The organism is Nocardia xishanensis NBRC 101358, assembly GCF_001613365.1.
In the GTDB taxonomy this organism is placed as follows: Bacteria; Actinomycetota; Actinomycetes; order Mycobacteriales; family Mycobacteriaceae; genus Nocardia; species Nocardia xishanensis.
The window spans coordinates 95331-113267 of record NZ_BDCF01000006.1 but is presented as its reverse complement, the minus strand read 5'-3'; the positions used below and the strand labels follow the sequence as shown (position 1 = coordinate 113267).

17 protein-coding genes are annotated in these 17937 nt (G+C 69.5%); 9 read left to right on the top strand and 8 right to left on the bottom strand.

Going from position 1 to position 17937, the window contains the following annotated elements; genetic code table 11:
* Positions 1–143: 143 nt before the first annotated feature.
* From otsB to NX1_RS06885, 4 genes are all read left to right on the top strand, one after another.
* Complete coding sequence (otsB, locus tag NX1_RS06900) at positions 144–2714, top strand: trehalose-phosphatase (protein ID WP_068055532.1); 2571 nt, start codon at positions 144–146, stop codon at positions 2712–2714.
* Between the two features lie 201 nt (positions 2715–2915).
* Positions 2916–3797 (top strand): metal ABC transporter solute-binding protein, Zn/Mn family, encoded by an 882-nt coding sequence (locus NX1_RS06895; RefSeq protein WP_169812190.1) that lies wholly within the window; start codon positions 2916–2918, stop codon positions 3795–3797.
* 20 nt (positions 3798–3817) lie between these two features.
* Positions 3818–4729, top strand: coding sequence for a metal ABC transporter ATP-binding protein (locus NX1_RS06890; protein ID WP_084501178.1), 912 nt, complete (start codon positions 3818–3820; stop codon positions 4727–4729).
* A gap of 73 nt (positions 4730–4802) precedes the next feature.
* The gene (locus NX1_RS06885) at positions 4803–5672 is read left to right on the top strand and encodes a metal ABC transporter permease (RefSeq protein WP_068055526.1); all 870 of its coding nucleotides are present in this window, start codon (positions 4803–4805) and stop codon (positions 5670–5672) included.
* 214 nt (positions 5673–5886) lie between these two features.
* Here the strand turns inward: NX1_RS06885 and NX1_RS37310 are convergent, their stop codons facing one another.
* Positions 5887–6330, bottom strand: coding sequence for a hypothetical protein (locus tag NX1_RS37310; protein WP_068055523.1), 444 nt, complete (start codon positions 6328–6330; stop codon positions 5887–5889).
* Between the two features lie 245 nt (positions 6331–6575).
* Between NX1_RS37310 and NX1_RS06875 the strand changes: the two genes are divergently transcribed.
* Positions 6576–7745, top strand: coding sequence for an acyl-CoA dehydrogenase family protein (locus NX1_RS06875; protein WP_068055519.1), 1170 nt, complete (start codon positions 6576–6578; stop codon positions 7743–7745).
* A gap of 82 nt (positions 7746–7827) precedes the next feature.
* Positions 7828–8637, top strand: coding sequence for an enoyl-CoA hydratase/isomerase family protein (locus tag NX1_RS06870; protein ID WP_068055516.1), 810 nt, complete (start codon positions 7828–7830; stop codon positions 8635–8637).
* A gap of 326 nt (positions 8638–8963) precedes the next feature.
* Here NX1_RS06870 and NX1_RS06865 read toward each other — a convergent pair whose 3' ends face one another.
* The 6 genes from NX1_RS06865 to carD all read right to left on the bottom strand — a co-directional run bounded on the left by NX1_RS06865 (position 8964) and on the right by carD (position 13513).
* Positions 8964–9242, bottom strand: coding sequence for a DUF4190 domain-containing protein (locus NX1_RS06865; RefSeq protein WP_068055514.1), 279 nt, complete (start codon positions 9240–9242; stop codon positions 8964–8966).
* A gap of 152 nt (positions 9243–9394) precedes the next feature.
* Complete coding sequence (gene rlmB / locus NX1_RS06860) at positions 9395–10378, bottom strand: 23S rRNA (guanosine(2251)-2'-O)-methyltransferase RlmB (protein ID WP_068055955.1); 984 nt, start codon at positions 10376–10378, stop codon at positions 9395–9397.
* Positions 10378–11781, bottom strand: a complete 1404-nt coding sequence (cysS, locus tag NX1_RS06855; protein ID WP_068055511.1) for a cysteine--tRNA ligase — start codon at positions 11779–11781, stop codon at positions 10378–10380. The genes rlmB and cysS overlap by 1 nt, the downstream gene beginning before the upstream one ends.
* 67 nt (positions 11782–11848) lie before the next feature.
* Positions 11849–12316, bottom strand: coding sequence for a 2-C-methyl-D-erythritol 2,4-cyclodiphosphate synthase (ispF, locus tag NX1_RS06850; protein WP_068055952.1), 468 nt, complete (start codon positions 12314–12316; stop codon positions 11849–11851).
* Positions 12317–12329: 13 nt separating this feature from the next.
* Complete coding sequence (gene ispD / locus NX1_RS06845; RefSeq protein ID WP_084501145.1) at positions 12330–13022, bottom strand: 2-C-methyl-D-erythritol 4-phosphate cytidylyltransferase; 693 nt, start codon at positions 13020–13022, stop codon at positions 12330–12332.
* A gap of 2 nt (positions 13023–13024) precedes the next feature.
* Positions 13025–13513: an RNA polymerase-binding transcription factor CarD gene (carD, locus tag NX1_RS06840; protein WP_011206964.1), complete on the bottom strand. Its 489-nt coding sequence runs from the start codon at positions 13511–13513 to the stop codon at positions 13025–13027.
* Positions 13514–13880: 367 nt separating this feature from the next.
* Here carD and NX1_RS06835 point away from each other — a divergent pair, with 367 nt between their 5' ends.
* From NX1_RS06835 to disA, 3 genes are all read left to right on the top strand, one after another.
* Complete coding sequence (locus tag NX1_RS06835) at positions 13881–14567, top strand: copper chaperone PCu(A)C domain-containing protein (protein WP_245668365.1); 687 nt, start codon at positions 13881–13883, stop codon at positions 14565–14567.
* Positions 14568–14678: 111 nt separating this feature from the next.
* A complete protein-coding gene (gene radA, locus NX1_RS06830) occupies positions 14679–16079 on the top strand; it encodes a DNA repair protein RadA (RefSeq protein WP_068055507.1) in 1401 nt (466 codons plus the stop codon).
* 23 nt (positions 16080–16102) lie between these two features.
* On the top strand, positions 16103–17215 hold the full coding sequence (disA, locus tag NX1_RS06825) for a DNA integrity scanning diadenylate cyclase DisA (protein WP_068055946.1): 1113 nt from the start codon (positions 16103–16105) through the stop codon (positions 17213–17215).
* A 6-nt stretch (positions 17216–17221) separates the two neighbouring features.
* Here the strand turns inward: disA and NX1_RS06820 are convergent, their stop codons facing one another.
* Complete coding sequence (locus tag NX1_RS06820) at positions 17222–17881, bottom strand: DUF7974 family protein (protein WP_068055505.1); 660 nt, start codon at positions 17879–17881, stop codon at positions 17222–17224.
* Positions 17882–17937 lie beyond the last annotated feature (56 nt).

The window sequence follows — 17937 nt, the reverse complement described above, 5'->3', positions numbered from 1 at the left end:
TTACCTGTGCGTTAACTCGGCATATCCCGATAACCGGGTTGCAATCGTGCGCACGCATACCGGCGCACTGTGGTGCGGTGAATTCAACACAGTATTGTTTTGGCCGCCCCTGAAACAACTCCTCCGATCACTAGGTTGGATGCGTGAGCGCACAGGATCTGCCCAAGGAACTTCGACGTGCTTTGTCGACGGTCGCGCGCGAGCCACGGCTCTTGGTCGCGTCGGACTACGACGGGACATTGGCCCCGATCGTGTCCGATCCGACCAAGGCGTATCCGCACCGGGAGTCGGTGAGCGCGCTACGCGCCCTCGCCGGTCTCACCGGAACGACGGCGGCCGTCATCTCCGGCCGTGCACTGCGTGACCTCGCGGCACTCTCTCGGCTTCCGGTCGAGGTGCAACTGATCGGTAGCCATGGGTCGGAGTTCGACGTCGGCTTCGTGCACGCGATCGACAACGACGCCAGACAGCTGCTTCAGGAAGTGCAGAACTCGCTGACGCAGATCGCCGCGAACAATCCTGGCGTCACCGTCGAGATCAAGCCGGCCAGTGTCGCGCTGCACGTGCGCAACGCCAGCCCCGAGATCGGCCGCAGGGCGCTGACCACGGTGCGCCAGGGCCCGGCCTGCTGGGTCGGCGTTCAGGTCACCGAGGGCAAGGCCGTCATCGAGCTGGCCGTCGTGCCGACCGACAAGGGCGCCGCGCTCGACACCATCCGCCACCAGGAGGGCGCGACCGCGGCGGTGTTCTTCGGCGACGACGCCACCGACGAGAAAGCCTTCCGCGTGCTTTCCGGGCCGGATGTCGGCATCAAGGTCGGCGATGGCGAGAGCCTGGCCAAGTACCGGGTGAACAGCACCGAGGCGGTCTCCTGCGCGCTGGCCTTCCTGCTGGAGGAGCGGCGCACCTGGCTGGCCGGAGCGAGTGCGCCGCGCATCGAGCGACTGACCATGCTGGCCAGCCCGCGCTCGGTCGCGCTGCTCACCCCGGACGCCACGGTCACCTGGTTCTGCCACCCGGAGCCGGATTCGGCCGCGGTGTTCGCGCACCTGCTCGGCGGGCCGCAGGCCGGTCACTTCACCGTCGCGCCGGAGCGGCCTGGGCTGCCGCTCTCGCAGCGCTACGTGGACGGCACCATGACCGTCGAAACCCGCTGGGCCAGTTTGCAAGTCGTCGACTATCTGCCGCACGACGTGACGCCGAACCGTACCGACCTGACCCGGGTGATCACCGGTGTGGCCAAGGCGGTCGTCACGTTCGCGCCGCGGCCGGAATTCGGCCAGGTGCCGGTGTCGCTCGAATCCGATCCCGCGGGCCTGCGGGTGCGCGGCACCAACGACCCGATGGTGCTGCGCTCCCCCGGTGTTCGCTGGGAGATCGAGAGCGACGGAACGCACGATGTCGCGCGCGCCGTGGTGGATCCGGCGAACGGCCCGATCGTGCTGGAACTGCGCTGCGGGACACATGATCTCGCGCCCGCGATGACCGGCGAGCCGGAGCGCCGCAGGGAGGCGCAGCGGTACTGGTCGGACTGGTCGAGCTCGCTGGAACTGCCGCCGCTCAAGCCGGACCTGATGAAGCGCTCCGCACTCACCCTGCGCGGGCTGGTGCACGCGCCGTCCGGCTCGATCCTCGCCGCGGCGACCACCTCGCTACCCGAGGACATCGGCGGCATCCGCAACTGGGACTACCGCTACTGCTGGCTGCGCGACGCCGCGCTCACCGCGCAGGCGCTGGTGACGCTCGGCTCGATCACCGAGGCCGAGCAGTTCCTCGGCTGGGTACACCGCGTGCTGGAGACGCTGCCCGGGCCCGAGCGGCTGCACCCGCTGTACACCATCTACGGCGAGACGCTGCCGCCCGAGGCCGTCATCGACCAGCTGCCCGGCTACGCGGGGTCGCGTCCGGTGCGTGTCGGCAACGCGGCGAACATGCAGGTGCAGCTGGACGTCTTCGGTCCGATCGTCGACCTGATCGCGACGCTGGCGCACGCACGCGAGCGCAAGGGCGTCACCGATCCGGCCAAGGCGCTGCCGGACGCCGACTGGGAACTGGTGCACGCCATGGTTTCGGCGGTGCAGCGCCGCTGGACCGAGCCGGACCACGGCATCTGGGAGATCCGCGGCAATCCGCGCCACCACGTGTACTCGAAGGTGATGGGCTGGCTGACGGTCGACCGGGCGCTCACATTGGCGCAGAAGTTCGACCGCCAGGTCGACCCCGAGTGGGTCGAGCTGCGCGACACCATCGCCGAAGAGGTCAAGACCAAGGGCTGGAACGACGAGGTCCAGTCGTTCACCGCGGCCTACGACGGCATCGACCTGGACGCGGCCACCTTGCACATCGGCCTGAGCGGGCTGATCGATCCTTCCGACCCGCGGTTCGCCGCGACGGTGGTGGCGACCGAGGCCGAGCTGCGCAGCGGGTCGACCGTGTACCGCTACCACCACGACGACGGCCTCCCCGGCGGAGAGGGTGGGTTCCACCTCTGCGCGGCCTGGCTGGTCGAGGCGTACCTGCTGATCGGCAAGCGTTCGGACGCCGAGGCGCTGTTCGCCCAGCTGGTCGACGTGGCAGGCCCGACCGGGCTGCTCAGCGAGGAGTACGACCCGGTGGCCGAGCGGTCGCTGGGCAACCACCCGCAGGCCTACAGCCACCTCGGCCTGCTGCGTTGCGCGCAGCTGCTAGCGCAGCCCGTGGAGGTGCTCGTCTAAGCGGTCACCGACCGGCCGTCGAGGCCCGCGAACCACCTGGTTCGCGGGCCTCGACGTTTGCCTGGCGGCTTTCGGCAGCGGTGTGGCGGTGGCCGGGCGGTGGCCGGGTTGCGCGGGGCTGATAAAGTTAAACGGTAACGATTTCCATTATGATCTGGAGCACTCAACCTGCTCTGTTCGTACCGCCAGGAGTGCTTCCGCGTGAGTAGCCGAATTGCCTCGAAGTTCGCCGGCGTCGCCGTGGGGGTGGCGACCGCCATCGCGTTGACCGCCTGCGGCAGCTCCGACGACTCGGGTAAGCCGCAGGTCGTCGCCTCGACCGACGTGTGGGGCGATATCGCCGCCACCGTCGCGGGCCCCGACGCGACCGTGACCTCGATCATCACCGACCCCGCCGCCGACCCGCACTCGCACGAGACCTCGGCCGTCGAATCGGCCAGGATCAGCGACGCCGACCTGGTCGTCTACAACGGCGGCGGCTACGACGAATTCATCGAGAAGGCCATCTCGGGCAAGGGCAAGCGGGCCGTCGACGCCTTCGAATCCCGCGCCGACAAGGGCGAGGAGAACGAGCACGTCTGGTACGACGTGACGACCGTCGGCACGGTCGCGGACCAGATCGCGGGCGCGCTCGGCGAGATCGACTCGGCGCACGCCGCCGACTACACCGCACGGGCCACGGCCTTCAAGTCGCAGCTGGCCGGGATCACCGCGGCCACCGGCGCGCTGGCCGCCCAGCACCCGAAGACGCCGGTGCTGCAAACCGAACCGCTCGCGTACTACCTGCTGCGCGCCGCGGGCGCGGAAGACCGCACCCCGCACGAGTTCCAGGAGGCGATCGAGCAGGAGACCGATCCCGCGCCCGCGGCCGTCGCGGAAACCCGGGATCTGCTCACCGGCAAGCGGGTTCGCGCGCTCGTCTACAACGTACAGACTCAGGACAAGATCACCCGCGACCTGCGCGAGCTGGCCGAGGCCAACGGCGTCGCCGTCATCGAGGTGACCGAAACCCTTCCCGAGGGAATGGATTACATTCAGTGGCAGACCAAGAACACCGAAGCGCTGGCCGAAGCGCTGGGCTGATCGACGAGCAGCTGATCGAGATGTCCACGAGCGAGGGAGCCGCGCTGACCGAACACACGGCACAGGTGCGTCCGCGGCCCGCCGACACCGACGGGACAGCGGCCGTCCGGCTCGATGACGCCCGGCTCTCGTTCGGCGACCGCACGCTCTGGCAGGGCCTCGACCTCGAGGTGGCTCCCGGCGAATTCATCGCCGTGCTCGGGCCCAACGGCTCCGGCAAGACCTCGTTGCTCAAGGTTCTGCTCGGCCAGCTCGCCCTCGGCTCCGGACGGGCGTTCGTCGCAGGATCGCCAGCGCGGGCGGGCAATCCCGATATCGGCTACATACCGCAGCAGAAGACGATCGACGCGGGCGTGCAGCTGCGCGGCGTCGACCTGGTCGGGCTCGGCGTCGACGGGCACCGCTGGGGTCTCGGCCTGCGCGGGCGGGCCGAACGCAGGCGCAAGGTGGACGCCGCCATCGCGGCCGTCGGCGCGGAGAAGTTCGCGAACGCGCCACTGGAGTCCATGTCGGGCGGTGAACAGCAGCGCCTGCGGGTAGCCCAAGCGCTGGTCGGCGACCCGAAGGTGCTGCTCTGCGACGAGCCGCTGCTGAGCCTGGACCTGGCCAACCAGCGGCTGGTCGCCGAGCTCATAGACCGGCGCAGGCGCAGCCACGACACCGCGGTGCTCTTCGTGACCCACGAGATCAATCCGATTCTCCCGCTGGTGGATCGGGTGCTCTACCTGGTGGACGGCAAGTTCCGGATCGGCGCGCCCGACGAGGTGATGACCTCCGAGGTGCTCTCCGAGCTGTACCGGACGGAGGTGGACGTGCTGCGGGTGCGCGGGCGGCTGGTGGTGGTCGGCACCGGCGACACCATGGACGCGCTCGGCGCGGCAGGAGCGCAGCACTGCCACGCCGAACCCGATACGAGAGGGGTCCGGGCATGAGTGAACGGAGTGAGCGAATCATGTGCCAGCGCGCGTCGCGCATGCCGGAGCCGAGCGCCAGCGAGGCGAAGGCATGAGCGGCAAGCTCGCCGATGTCTTGTCGAGGATGTTCGACCTGTCCACCACGGCCGATCTGCTCTCCTACGACTTCGTCCAGCAGGCGGTGCTTGCGGCGGCGCTGCTCGGGCTGCTCGCCGGGGCGATCGGACCGCTGATCATCAGCAGGCAGATGTCGTTCGCGGTGCACGGCACCAGCGAGTTATCGCTCACCGGAGCGGCCGCGGCGCTGCTCGCCGGGATCGGGGTCGGGCTCGGCGCGATCATCGGGTCGGTAGTGGCCGCCGTGCTGTTCGGCGTGCTCGGGACCCGTGCGCGGGAACGTGATTCGGTGATCGCGGTAGTGCTTTCGTTCGGGCTCGGTCTCTCGGTGCTGTTCCTCTGGCTCGGGCCGGAGCGCGCCGGATCCAAGTTCTCGCTGCTGACCGGTCAGGTGGTCAGCGTCGGATACAGCGGTCTCGCGCTGCTCATCACCTGCACGGTGCTGGTGCTCGGCGTGCTCGCGGTGATCTACCGGCCGCTGCTCTTCGCCAGCTCGGATCCGGAAGTGGCGGTGGCGCGCGGTGTTCCGGTGCGCGCCCTCGCGGTGATCTTCGCCGTGCTGCTCGGCATCACCGCGGCCTTCGGCGTCCAGATCGTCGGCGCGCTGCTCGTGCTCGCCCTGCTCATCACCCCCGCCGCGGCCGCCGCCCAGCTCACCGCCAACCCGGCCCGCGCCACGGTGCTCGCGATCGTCTTCGCCGAACTAGCGGCGGTCGGCGGCATCCTGCTCTCCCTGGCGCCCGGCGTTCCGGTGTCGACGTTCGTGACGGCGATTTCGTTCGTGATCTACGTGGTCTGTCGCATCGTCGGCAACCGCCGCAGGCAACTCGCGCGCGTTCGGTGAGTGGGTGCGCGTCGGATCACGCCGCACTGCGGACCCGCTGACCGCCGCGCACCCGGAGTGGCGCCATCGCGGGGGTGCGCGGGCACCGGTGTGGACGGTCGCATCAGGGGCCGCTGTCCGCAACCGGCCGATAAGCGCGCCACGATACGACCGATGCATAGCCCAGCGATTCGGGGTGCGCCGATGACTGGCTACAGATAGCAGCGCGCCCGGATCAGTTATCGGCGAGGCCGACGGCCGTTCGTAGACGCTCGAGGGCTTCGGCAGCCGGGCGGTTTGCCCCGCGGCGGTATGCGGATTGGTAGGTTTCGGCGCCGAGACGATCGGTCAGGGTGGTGACCAGGGCGGTGAGGCGGGGTTCGCCCGCGTCGAAGTCTCCGCGAAGGGACTCGCTGAGGCCGAGGGCTTCCGCGGCATCCTCCGGGGCGTTCTCGAGCGGGTGCAGTTCGTTCGCGATGGACAGCGGCGCCCAGGTCTCGTGGCCGCCGACGTCGAAGCGCATGCCGTGTTCGGCGAGCACGCCGGGCCGGACGCCCTGGCGGTTCAGTTCCGCTTCCGCGGCGGCCTTCGCGGCGGCGCCGTAGCGGTGACGCACCATCGGGATGCTCGAGAAGGCGGCGGCGATCAGCAGTTGGGCGATGGCGGCGACGGTCGACATGGCGGTTCTCCTCATCCGGTTCTTCGGTCGTGCGAGGCGGGGCCGGTGTGGCCCGCGCTCTCGATGAGCCAAAAGATGCGCGGCAGGGCTGAGAGGCCGCCGACATCGCACCGACAACACCTGTCAGTGCAGGTAGAAGCAAGGAAGCGCAGGGGCGAACAATTTTGATGGCAGCCGCCTTCAGTCGATGCGGACGGGTTTCGTATGCTCGGACTCACACGCCGCCGAACGAATGGTGACCACCGATGATCGACTTTTCGATTCCCGCCGAACTCGCCGCCGAACGCGACCGGGTCCGCCAGTTCGTGATCGACAAAATCGTCCCGTTCGAGCGCGATCCGCGCCTGACCGCGCACGGGCCGACCGACGAACTGCGCCAGGAGCTGGTCGAACTCGCTCGCGCGGAGAAGCTGCTCACGGTGCAGGCCCCCGAGGCGCTCGGCGGGCGCGGCCTCAGCCACCTCGAACAGGCCGTCATTTACGAGGCGGCGGGCTGGTCGACTCTCGGCCCGATCGCGATGAACTGCGCGGCGCCCGACGAGGGCAACATGTTCCTGCTGTCCAAGGTCGCGAACCAGGAGCAGGTCGACCGCTACCTGATGCCGGTGATCAACGGACACCAGCGCTCGGTCTTCGCGATGACCGAACCCGAAGGCGCCGGCTCGGACCCGGCGCAGCTGGCCACCGAGGCCGTCTTCGACGGCGAGAACTTCACCGTCAACGGCCGCAAATGGCTGATCACCGGCGCCAACGGAGCCAAGACCTGGATCATCATGGCCCGCCTCGCCGCCAACCCGCACCTGCCAGAGGGGCCGACGCTGTTCCTCACCGACGGCGACCAGCCGGGCATCGTCATCGAGCGCACCATGAACACGATGGACCGCAACTACGTCGCGGGGCACGGCGTCGTGCGGTTCGACAACCTGGTGCTGCCCGAGTCGGCGCTGCTCGGGGAGGCCGGGCAGGCGCTGCGCTACGCCCAGTTGCGGCTGGCTCCCGCCCGGCTCACGCACTGCATGCGCTGGCTCGGCGCGGCCGAGCGGGCGCAGAGCATCGCCATCCAGCACGCCAAGACCCGCACCGCGTTCGGCAAGCCGATCGGCGAGCACGAGGGCGTGTCGTTCATGCTGGCGGACAACGAGATCGCGTTGCACCAGTGCCGCCTGACGATCTGGCACGCCTGTTGGCTGATGGACCAGGGCGAGAAGGCGCGGCACGAGAGCTCGATCGCGAAGTCGTACGTCTCGGAGGAGCTGTTCAAGGTCGCGGACCGCTGCGTGCAGGTGCTCGGCGGGATCGGCATCAGCGACGAGACGGTGGTCGAAATGATCTTCCGCGACATGCGCGCCTTCCGCCTCTACGACGGACCCACCGAAGTCCACAAGTACGCAATCGGCCGCAAGATCCTGCGCTGAGCGGCCGGCCCAGCGAGACATGACCGGCAGTGAATCGGCGCGCATCAGCGCGCCACCAGTACACCCGTTACCATCCTGTGGCATGAGTTCGGAATTGCTCGTCGATGTCTCCGCGGGCATCGCCGTCCTCACGCTCAACCGGCCCGCCCAGCAGAATGCCTTCACTCCGGCGATGGCCGCTGAGCTCGGTGCGGCTCTGCAACGCTGCGACAGCGAGGATGCGATCCGAGCGGTCGTGATCACCGGGACGCCGCCCGCGTTCTGCGCGGGCGCGGATCTGTCCAACCGGGTCGGCGAGGTCAGCGCCACCATCGAGCCCGCGCCGTGGCGGGTGCGCAAGCCGGTGATCGCCGCGGTCAACGGGCACGCGGTCGGCATCGGGCTGGCGCTGGCGCTGCAATGCGATCTGCGGTACATGGCGCGCGACGCGATCTACGGACTCAACCAGGTGCGCCGCGGCGTGCTCGCCGACGGTTACGCGCACTGGACCCTACCCAGGCTCGTCGGCATGGCCAACGCGGCCGACATCATGCTCACGGGCCGCACCTTCGACGGCGAGGAAGCCAAGGCGATGGGCCTTGCCAACGCCTGCCTCGCGGGCAGCGAGGTGCTGCCGACCGCGCTGTCGGTGGCGCACGATCTGGTCAACGGTTCGGCGCCGCTGCCGGTCGCGCTGTCCAAGCGCCTGCTCTGGGAGGGCCTCGGCATGAGCCCCGCCATGGTCGGCCAGCTGGAGTCGGAGCTGAACGCCCACGTCGGCAAGAGCGTCGACGGCGGAGAGGCGATGGCGGCGTTCCGCGACCGCCGACAGCCGAACTGGACCGGAAGCATCAGCTCCGAATGGCCCGCGTGGGACGGCAGCGCCGACACCGAGCGACCCATCCTCGACTGAATCCCGCCGCGCTGGTACATACCACTCCGGCCATGCACGATGTCCGGCAGCGCCGCTTTGCGAGCCCTGCCGTCATGCGCGGACAGACAGCGGACCCAGCGATGCCCGCGGTGGGCACGTCTGCTTCGGCCGCGCTCGGGCCGATAACGAACTGCGCCGCCGAAGGGGTCGTGATACGAACCTCGCCGCCGCGCCGTGCCCGAGGCAGCGCCGGTATCCGAACCTCGCCATCGCTCGGGCCTGGCACGGACCGACAAGAGACTGCGCCAGCCGCGATGGGCTGGCCGCCGAGTGCCTACCGCACACCCAGGCGGCCGACGGACTCGCTAAGCGTTGCCGCCCAGCGTGATCAGCAGGACCGCGGTCGCCATCAGGACCATCAGTACGGTGCCGACGATGCCGAGGATGTAGCCGACCAGAACCTGGGCGCGGCCGCCGATCGCACCGCCGGAGGCCTCGATCTGGTCGAGGGCGCGCTTGCCCAACGCCCACGCCACCGGGCCGAGCGCCCCGCAGCACAGGATGCTTGCCGCGCCGAGAAACAACACGGCCGTGGCATTCGGATGCTCGACCGGCGAACCGATGGGCTGGTTGGGTATCACCACTCGCCGAATTCTACGGGGCTCTTAGGGATCTCCGCGTATTTTGCGGATCGCGCGAGGCACGAAGCGTTTCGCGCCTACCGGGGAACGGCCCGGCAGGCGGTTTCCGCAACCGTCGTCGAATCAGTTGCCGCGTACCGGTTTTCGCGAACGAATCAGGCGCGACGCTGACGGGCGATCTCGGCGAGCACGACGCCCGCCGCCACCGACGCGTTCAGCGACTCGACCGGTCCCGCCATCGGAATGCTCAGGATGCTGTCGCAGTTCTCCCTGACCAGGCGCGAAAGGCCCTTGCCCTCCGAGCCGACCACGATCACCGTCGGCGCGGTGCCGTCGAACTCGTCGAGCGTGGTGTCGCCGCCCATGTCGAGGCCGACGATCTGCATGCCCTGGTTGGCCCAATCCTTCAGTGTGCGAGTCAGATTCGTGGCCCGCGCGACCGGCAGCCTGGCCGCGGCGCCCGCGCTGGTTCGCCACGCGACGGCGGTGACGCTGGCGCTGCGCCGCTGCGGGATGAGCACGCCCTGTCCGCCGAACGCCGCCACGGAGCGGATCACCGCGCCGAGATTGCGCGGGTCGGAGATGTTGTCCAGCGCGACGAGCAACGCGGGCTCGGACGTGCCGCGCACCCGGTCGACCAGGTCGTCCGGGTGGGCGTAGCGGTACGGCGGCACCTGCAGGGCCAGACCCTGGTGCATGCCGTTGCTGCTCATCCGGTCCAGGTCGGTGCGCGGCACCTCGAGGATGGAGATGCCCGCGTTGGCCGCGGTCTGCACGCTCTCGGTGAGCCGCTCGTCGTTCTCGGTGCCGACCGCGACGTACAGCGCCGTCGCGGGGACGCCCGCGCGCAGGCACTCGACCACCGGGTTGCGGCCGAGCACCAACTCGGGACCGTCCTCGGACTTGCGACCCACGGCGCGACCCGCCGCGCCCGCGCGACCGGTCGGGCGTCCCTGAGCCGCCGCCTTGGCTTGGGCCTTGGCGCGTTTGGCCGCGGGATGCTTGGTCCGCATCTCGGCGGGCGGGGTGGCGCCGCGCCCCTCGAGCCCGCGCCTGCGCTTGCCGCCGGAACCGACGACCGCGCCCTTCTTGCTTCCCGATTTGCGCACCGCGCCGCGACGCTGTGAATTCCCTGCCATCAGTTCGCCTTTCCGCGCGCGTTGCCCAGCGACCACTGGGGTCCCTCGGCGGTGTCCGTCACCTCGACGCCCGCCGCGACGAGGCGGTCGCGCACGGCATCGGCGGTGGCCCAGTCCTTGTCGGCGCGGGCCTGCTGGCGGCGGTCGAGCTCGGCGCGAACCAGCACGTCGAGCGCCTCCTGCGCCGCCGAGTTGTCTTCCGGGCTGTACCACTGCGGGTCGTACGGGCACACGCCGAGGATGTTCAGCATGGCGCGGACCTGCCCGGCCAGCTCCCGAGCGGTGTCGACCGCGCCCGCCTCGAGCGCCTTGTTGCCCTCGTGCACCACGTGATGCACCTCGGCCAGCGCGCGCGGCACGGCCAGGTTGTCGTCCATCGCCTCGGCGAACGCGTCGGTCCACTTGCCGACCGGGATCTCGCCGGCCCGCTCGGCGACCCGGTGAATGAAAGCCTCGATGCGCTGGTAGGAGGCCGCGGCGTCGTACAGCGCCTTGTCCGAGTACTCCAGCATCGACCCGTAGTGCGCGCTGCCGAGGTAGAACCGAAGTTCAACGGCGCGAACCTTTTTCAGCACGTTCGGCACGGAGAGCACGTTGCCGAGCGACTTGGACATCTTCTCGCCGCCCATGGTCACCCAGCCGTTGTGCAGCCAGTACCGCGCGAATCCGTCGCCGGCCGCCTTGGACTGGGCGATCTCGTTCTCGTGGTGCGGGAACACCAGATCCATACCGCCGCAATGGATGTCGAATTCCGGGCCGAGGTAGAACTCGGCCATGGCCGAGCACTCCAGGTGCCAGCCGGGACGGCCGGGGCCCCACGGCGACGGCCAGTTCGGCTCGCCGGGCTTGGCCGCCTTCCACAGCGTGAAATCGCGCGGGTCGCGCTTGCCGGCGCCCGCGCTCTCGCCCTGGTGCACATCGTCGAGCTTGTGGCCGGACAGCTTGCCGTAGTCCGGATAGCTCTGCACGTCGAAGTAGACGTTGCCCTCCGAGGCGTAGGCGTGTCCGCGGTCGATGAGCCGCTGCATCAGGTCGACCATCTGCGTGATGTGGCCGGTGGCCCGCGGCTCCGCGGACGGCGCCTGCACGCCGAGCATCTGGTAGGCCCGGTCGAAGGCGCGCTCGTAGGTCGCCGCCCACTCCCACCACGGGCGGCCCGCCTCGGCGGACTTGTTCAGAATCTTGTCGTCGATATCGGTGACGTTGCGGATGAAGTGGACGTCGTAGTCGTGCGCCAGCAGCCAGCGGCGCAACACGTCGAACGCGACGCCGCTGCGCACGTGACCGATATGAGGTTCCCCCTGCACGGTGGCGCCACAGAGGTACACCGAAGCACGGCCGGGAACCAGCGGCGCGAAATCGCGCATGGTTCGGCGTTCGGTGTCAAAAAGGCGCAGTGTCACGGCAGCCGATCTTAGCCGGTCGTAGCAGGGCGTTCGCGCCCCGGCTCGACCAACGGCCGCCGTGATGTTATATGCGGGCCTGTAGCAATGCGGTGGCGATCGAGGCGATACCCTCCCCGCGTCCGGTCAGACCGAGTCCGTCGGTGGTGGTTCCCGACACCGAAACCGGGGCGCCGAGCAGTTCGCCGAGCACCCGCTGCGCCTCGGCGCGACGCGGTCCGATCTTCGGTTTGTTGCCGATGACCTGCACCGCAGCGTTGACGATGTCGAATCCGGCCGCGTCGAGCAGCCTGCGGACCTCGGTCAGCATGGCGGCCCCGGAGACGCCCTCCCACTCTGGCCTGCCGGTGCCGAACACCGCGCCGACATCACCCAGCCCGGCCGCGGAGAGCAATGCGTCACAGAGCGCGTGCGCGGCGACGTCGCCGTCGGAATGGCCCGAGCAGCCGTCGGCGCCGTCGAACAACAGTCCCGCCATCCAGCACGGACGACCGGGTTCGATGGGGTGTACGTCGCTGCCGATACCAACTCGCATGGTCACGACGTTCTCATACGCGGCGGGCCGCGTTGCACACCGTCTCGGCGAGCATGAGGTCCAGCGGGGTGGTGATCTTGAAGGCCATCGGGTCGCCGGGAATCGTGTGCACATTCGCGCCGAGCCGTTCTACGAGTCCGGCGTCGTCGGTGGCGTGCACGTTCGTCTCATAGGCGGCGTGCAGGAGATCGGCGGCGAAGCCTTGCGGTGTCTGGATCGCTCGCAGCGCGGCGCGATCGGGGGTGCCGGTCACCACACCGTCCCGATCGACGGACTTGACGGTGTCGACGACAGGAAGGGCTGGCACCACCGCTCGATGACCCGCCCGCAACTCGGCCGCGACCCGGGCGATCAGCGCGGGCGGGGTGAGCGCGCGGGCGGCGTCGTGCACCAGGAAATAGCCCGCGTCCGGCGCGGCGGCGAGACCCGCGCGCACCGAATCGGTGCGCTCGGCGCCTCCGACGACCACGCGCACCGCGTTCGAGGGCGGCAGCAGGGCGACTGCGCTCTCGACCAGTTCGGCGGGGACCATCACGATGATGCGGTCGACCGCCCCGGAGGCCAGCAGGCCGTCCACGGCAAGTCGGACCATGGGCGTACCGCCGACCGCGACGAACGCCTTGGGCATGTTCTCACCCAAACGAACGCCGCGGCCGGCGGCAGGAACCAAGGCAACGACAGGACTGTCGCTGTCAGAGTTGTTCACGGTCAGGAAGCCGCTGCGAGAACCTCGTCGAGCAGCGTCTCGGCCTTACCGTCATCGGTACCCTCGGCGAGCGCGAGTTCACCGACCAGGATCTGGCGGGCCTTCGCCAGCATGCGCTTCTCACCAGCGGACAGCCCACGATCCTGCTCCCGACGCCACAGGTCGCGGACGACCTCGGCCACCTTGTTCACATCGCCGGAGGCGAGCTTCTCCAGGTTGGCCTTGTAGCGACGGGACCAGTTGGTCGGCTCCTCGGTGTGCGGCGCGCGCAGCACCTGAAAGACCCGGTCGAGACCCTCCTGGCCCACGACGTCGCGCACGCCGACGTATTCGGCGTTTTCCGCGGGTACGCGAACGGTCAGATCGCCTTGGGCGACCTTCAGGACCAGATACTCTTTTTGCTCACCCTTGATGGTGCGAGTCTCGATTGCTTCGATCAGCGCCGCTCCGTGGTGGGGGTAAACGACGGTGTCTCCGACCTTAAAAATCATGTGTCCCGTGCCCCTTTCGATGTTCACAGTTTAACATGCGACTCGGTAACGGCGCGATCAACTGTGCAGGTCAGGGCCACAACGAGCGGACCGAGGGGGTTGACAGAACCCGACCGTTGTGCATTACGTTGTGCCAGAACGAGTTATCCACCGGCGCCACCTCGGCCGTGTCCCGCCAGGCGCCCCCGCACTCGGCCCGCAACCGCACCCACGGGCCACCGAACCGTTATGCAACGGATGCCGACGGTCGGCGGTGTCGCCTTGCCGAGATCCCGGCCCGACCGACAGGTCCCCTGGGTCGACTACTACGCTGCCTAGTTACTACTCTCCGTAGCGGAGTGATCCCGGTCGACATGGAGGACAACCCGTGACTGCCCTGAAAGCTGTGACCGCCTCGTCGGTGGCGCGGAAGCCCCGTCTCATGGTGACTGTTGCCGCACTCGCCGCGGGCGCCGCACTCACCCTTTCCGGCTGCGGCGCGGGCCAGGTGTCCCAGACCGCCAACCAGGCGCCTGCGGTCAACGGCAACCACGCCGAGGTCGAGGAAATCTCGCTGCGCAACGTGCACATCGTGTACCCGTCCGAGGGCTACACCAACGTCAAGGGCGGCAAGGCCCTCGTCGCGCTGTCCATCGTGAACAACAGCGGGACGGTCACCGACGAGCTCACCAGCGTCACCACCGACCTCGGCCAGGTGAAGATCACCCCGCCCGCGGGTCAGTCCTCGGTGAAGCTGGAGCCGCAGCAGACCGTCGTCTCGGCGCCCGCCGAGCACAGCGACAAGAGCGCGGCCGACTCGCACGGCGCCGACAGCCACGGCGCGCAGCCGACCGGACAGAAGACCGCCGATCCCGAGGCCAAGCCCGCCACCATCGAGATCACCGGTCTGACCAAGGACATCACCCCCGGCCTGACCTACACCGTCTCGTTCAACTTCAAGGAGAACGGCACCGTGCAGGTCCAGGTGCCGGTGGACGCGGGCACCGAGGCCGAGCGCCACGAGTCCGACAAGTCGGGCCCGGCCGAAGCGGGCGGCCACGGCGGCGGCCACTGAGCCATCCGTCCATAGCGGACTTCGAAAGGCTGTCGCACACGGTGCGGCAGCCTTTTCCATACCCGCCGCGTCCGGCGCTGTTCTGTCGGGACCGGTACGTAAGGTGCGCCTGTGGCAAAGATTAAGCCGATCTTCCGGTGCTCCGCCTGCTCGCACGAGGTGGCGAAGTGGGTGGGCAAGTGCCCGGACTGCGGCGCGTGGGGCACCGTGGACGAGGTGGCCGTCTCGGCCGCGTCGGCCGCCGCGCCGGGCAGGCGCGCGATGCTGCCGAGCACCGCTGCGGCCCCGATCTCCACGATCGATTCGAAGGTCACCAAGGCCAGGCCGACCGGCGTCGGCGAGCTGGACCGGGTACTCGGCGGCGGCGTTGTCGCGGGTTCGGTGGTGCTGCTCTCCGGCGAGCCCGGCGTCGGCAAGTCGACGCTGTTGCTCGAGGTCGCGCACCGGTGGGCCAAGCAGCGCGACGAGAAGGCGCTGTACGTGACCGCCGAGGAATCCGCGGGGCAGGTGCGGCTGCGCGCCGACCGCACCGGCGCGGTGCACGAGCGGGTGTACCTGGCGGCGGAGTCGGACCTGTCCATCGTGCTCGGGCACGTCGAGCAGGTGCGGCCGACGCTGTTGGTGGTCGACTCGGTGCAGACCATGCTCGCGCCGGACGTCGACGGCGTCATCGGCGGCGTCACCCAGGTGCGCGCGGTGACCGCGGCGCTCACCTCGCTGGCCAAGGCGAGCGGCATCGCCGTGCTGCTGGTGGGTCACGTGACCAAGGACGGCAACGTGGCGGGCCCGCGCACCCTCGAACACCTGGTGGACGTGGTGTTGCAGTTCGAGGGCGACAAGAACTCCACGCTGCGCATGGTGCGCGGCATCAAGAACCGCTTCGGCAGCGCCGACGAGGTCGGCTGTTTCGAGCTGCACGAGGACGGCATCGCCGGCGTCGACGACCCGTCGGGACTGTTCCTGCACCACCGCACCGATTCGGTGCCAGGAACCGCGGTCACCGTCGCGATGGACGGCAAACGGCCGCTGGTCGGCGAGGTGCAGGGCCTGACGGTGAAGACCGAGATTCCCGCGCCGCGCCGCGCGGTCAGCGGACTCGACTACAACCGGGTCGCCATGGTGCTCGCGGTGCTGCAGAGCCGCGGCCGGGTCTTTCTCGGCAAGCACGACGTCTACGCGGCGACCGTCGGCGGAATGCGGCTGGTCGAGCCCGCCGCCGACCTGGCCATCGCGCTGGCCATCGCGAGTGCCGAATCCGACACCGCGCTGCCGCCCGGCTGGGTGATACTCGGCGAGGTCGGCCTCGCGGGCGAGGTACGCAAGGTAACCGGCGTGGCACGTAGGCTGGCCGAGGCTCAGCGTCTCGGGTTCACCACCGCGCTGGTGCCGCCGGGGCTGGAGCGAATGAAGGGCGGGGGCATGAAGATTCACGAGGTGACCGACGTCGGCTCGGCGCTGCGGATCAGCGGCCTGCGTGCGCGGCGGGCGCCACGGGCCGAGGCGGCCGAGTGATTCCGGGGCGGTGGGCGGCGTACCTGCTCGGCAAGCCGGCCGCCGCACCCCGTCCGCCGCTTCAGGCCGCCAGGAACCGGCTCGCCGAGGTCGTCACAAGGATCGCGCCCGGCACGCCGCTGCGCGACGGACTGGAGCGCATCCAGCGCGGCCGCACCGGCGGCCTGATCGTGCTCGGCTACGACGACGACGTCGAGCGCCTCTGCGACGGCGGCTTCCAGCTGGACGTCGAATTCGCGCCGACCCGGTTGCGCGAGCTGTCGAAGATGGACGGCGCCGTCGTGCTCTCCACCGACGGCGCTCGAATCCTGCGCGCCAACGTGCATCTGGTGCCCGATCCGAACCTACCGAGCGCGGAGTCCGGCACCCGGCATCGAGCCGCCGAACGGACCGCCGCCCAGACCGGCTACCCGGTGATCGCGGTGAGCAAGTCGATGCGCACCGTGACGCTGTACGTCGACGACGTCCGCCACCTGGTCGAGCCATCGGCCACCATCCTGGCCAGGGCGAACCAGGCGCTCGGCACGCTGGAGCGCTACAAGACCCGCCTGGATCAGGTGTGCGGACAGCTCTCCGAGAGCGAGATCGAGGACGTCGTGACCCTGCGCGACGCGTTGTCCGCGGCCCAGCGCCTGGAACTGGTGCGCCGCCTCGCCCACGAGATCGAGCAGAGCGTGCTCGAACTCGGGGCCGACGGCCGCCAGCTTGCGCTGCAACTGGAGGACCTGGTCGGTGACAGCGCGTGGCTGCGCGAGCTGCTGATCCGCGACTATCTGGCGTGCGAGCCCGCCGCGCCCGCGGTGGACCACGCGCTGGCGGGCCTCGACCTGCTCACCGACGCCGAACTGCTCGACATCACCAATCTGGCTGCGCCGCTCGGCTATCCGAACACCGTCGAGGCACTCGACCTGCCGATGCGTCCGCGCGGCTACCGGGTGCTCACCCGGATTCCCCGGCTGCGCTTCACCCACATCGAATCGCTGGTCGACTCGTTCGGCTCACTGCAAGGGCTGCTCGTGGCCACCGCGAGCGATCTGCAGTCCGTCGACGGGATCGGAGTGCCGAGGGCGCGGCAGATCCGCGAGGGGCTGACCAGGCTCGCCGAAGCGGGCGTGGAGAATTCGTTCGACCGGTGAACCGGCTCAGGCGATATTGAACGGCTCGGCCGCGCTGCGCACCGAACCCAATTGGGCGACAACCGAATACGCCCCCGGCGGGACCGGAACCCGCTCGCCCGCGCAATTCGGCTGCGAGGTGGAGCCGGACCAGGTGACCTGGAACGCGGCTTGTTCACCGCGATTCATGTTGCGTACGTCGGGCTGTCCGTCCGGGTAGCAATCGGTGCTCGACCACAGCCTGCGGCTGCCGTCGAGGGTGTACACCGAGATCTGCTGCAGCCCGGAGCCGACGTCGCGGGAGCAGGTCACCGAGGAGATGTTGGTGATCACGATGCCGAACACCGGCTGTTCGCCCGCCTTGTAGGTGGGCTGCTCGACGGTCACCTTCACCGCGAGCGATTGATCGGGGCACTGCGCCGCCGCCGCGGGAATCGCGCTGGGGACCGGGCTTCCCGACGACTTCGGCGCGTCCGCGGCCGAGGACTTGGCCGGGTCGCCCGGCTTCTTCACCGACGAGGTCGAACTCGACGCGACGCCGTTGGCGTCACCGGACGAACCGCCACCGCGGACGGCCATCACCACCAGCCAAATCACCAGTGCGAGCGCGACGACCAGGATCCCGATGGCGAAAACGCGACGTCGCCAGTAGATCTCCGGAGGCAGCGGTCCAGTCGGTTCCAGCACGATTCAAACTTACGGGCAGCACCGGGCGCGGTGTCTCAGGACCTCGGCGTGTCGGA

What these genes read in the sequence shown, in the direction of transcription:
- NX1_RS06890 (WP_084501178.1), top strand. Translation starts at nt 3,818, where the DNA reads ATGTCCACGAGCGAGGGAGCCGCGCTGACCGAACACACGGCACAGGTG.
- NX1_RS06885 (WP_068055526.1), top strand. Translation starts at nt 4,803, where the DNA reads ATGAGCGGCAAGCTCGCCGATGTCTTGTCGAGGATGTTCGACCTGTCC.
- NX1_RS37310 (WP_068055523.1), bottom strand. Translation starts at nt 6,330, where the DNA reads ATGTCGACCGTCGCCGCCATCGCCCAACTGCTGATCGCCGCCGCCTTC.
- NX1_RS06875 (WP_068055519.1), top strand. Translation starts at nt 6,576, where the DNA reads ATGATCGACTTTTCGATTCCCGCCGAACTCGCCGCCGAACGCGACCGG.
- NX1_RS06870 (WP_068055516.1), top strand. Translation starts at nt 7,828, where the DNA reads ATGAGTTCGGAATTGCTCGTCGATGTCTCCGCGGGCATCGCCGTCCTC.
- rlmB (WP_068055955.1), bottom strand. Translation starts at nt 10,378, where the DNA reads ATGGCAGGGAATTCACAGCGTCGCGGCGCGGTGCGCAAATCGGGAAGC.
- ispF (WP_068055952.1), bottom strand. Translation starts at nt 12,316, where the DNA reads ATGCGAGTTGGTATCGGCAGCGACGTACACCCCATCGAACCCGGTCGT.
- carD (WP_011206964.1), bottom strand. Translation starts at nt 13,513, where the DNA reads ATGATTTTTAAGGTCGGAGACACCGTCGTTTACCCCCACCACGGAGCG.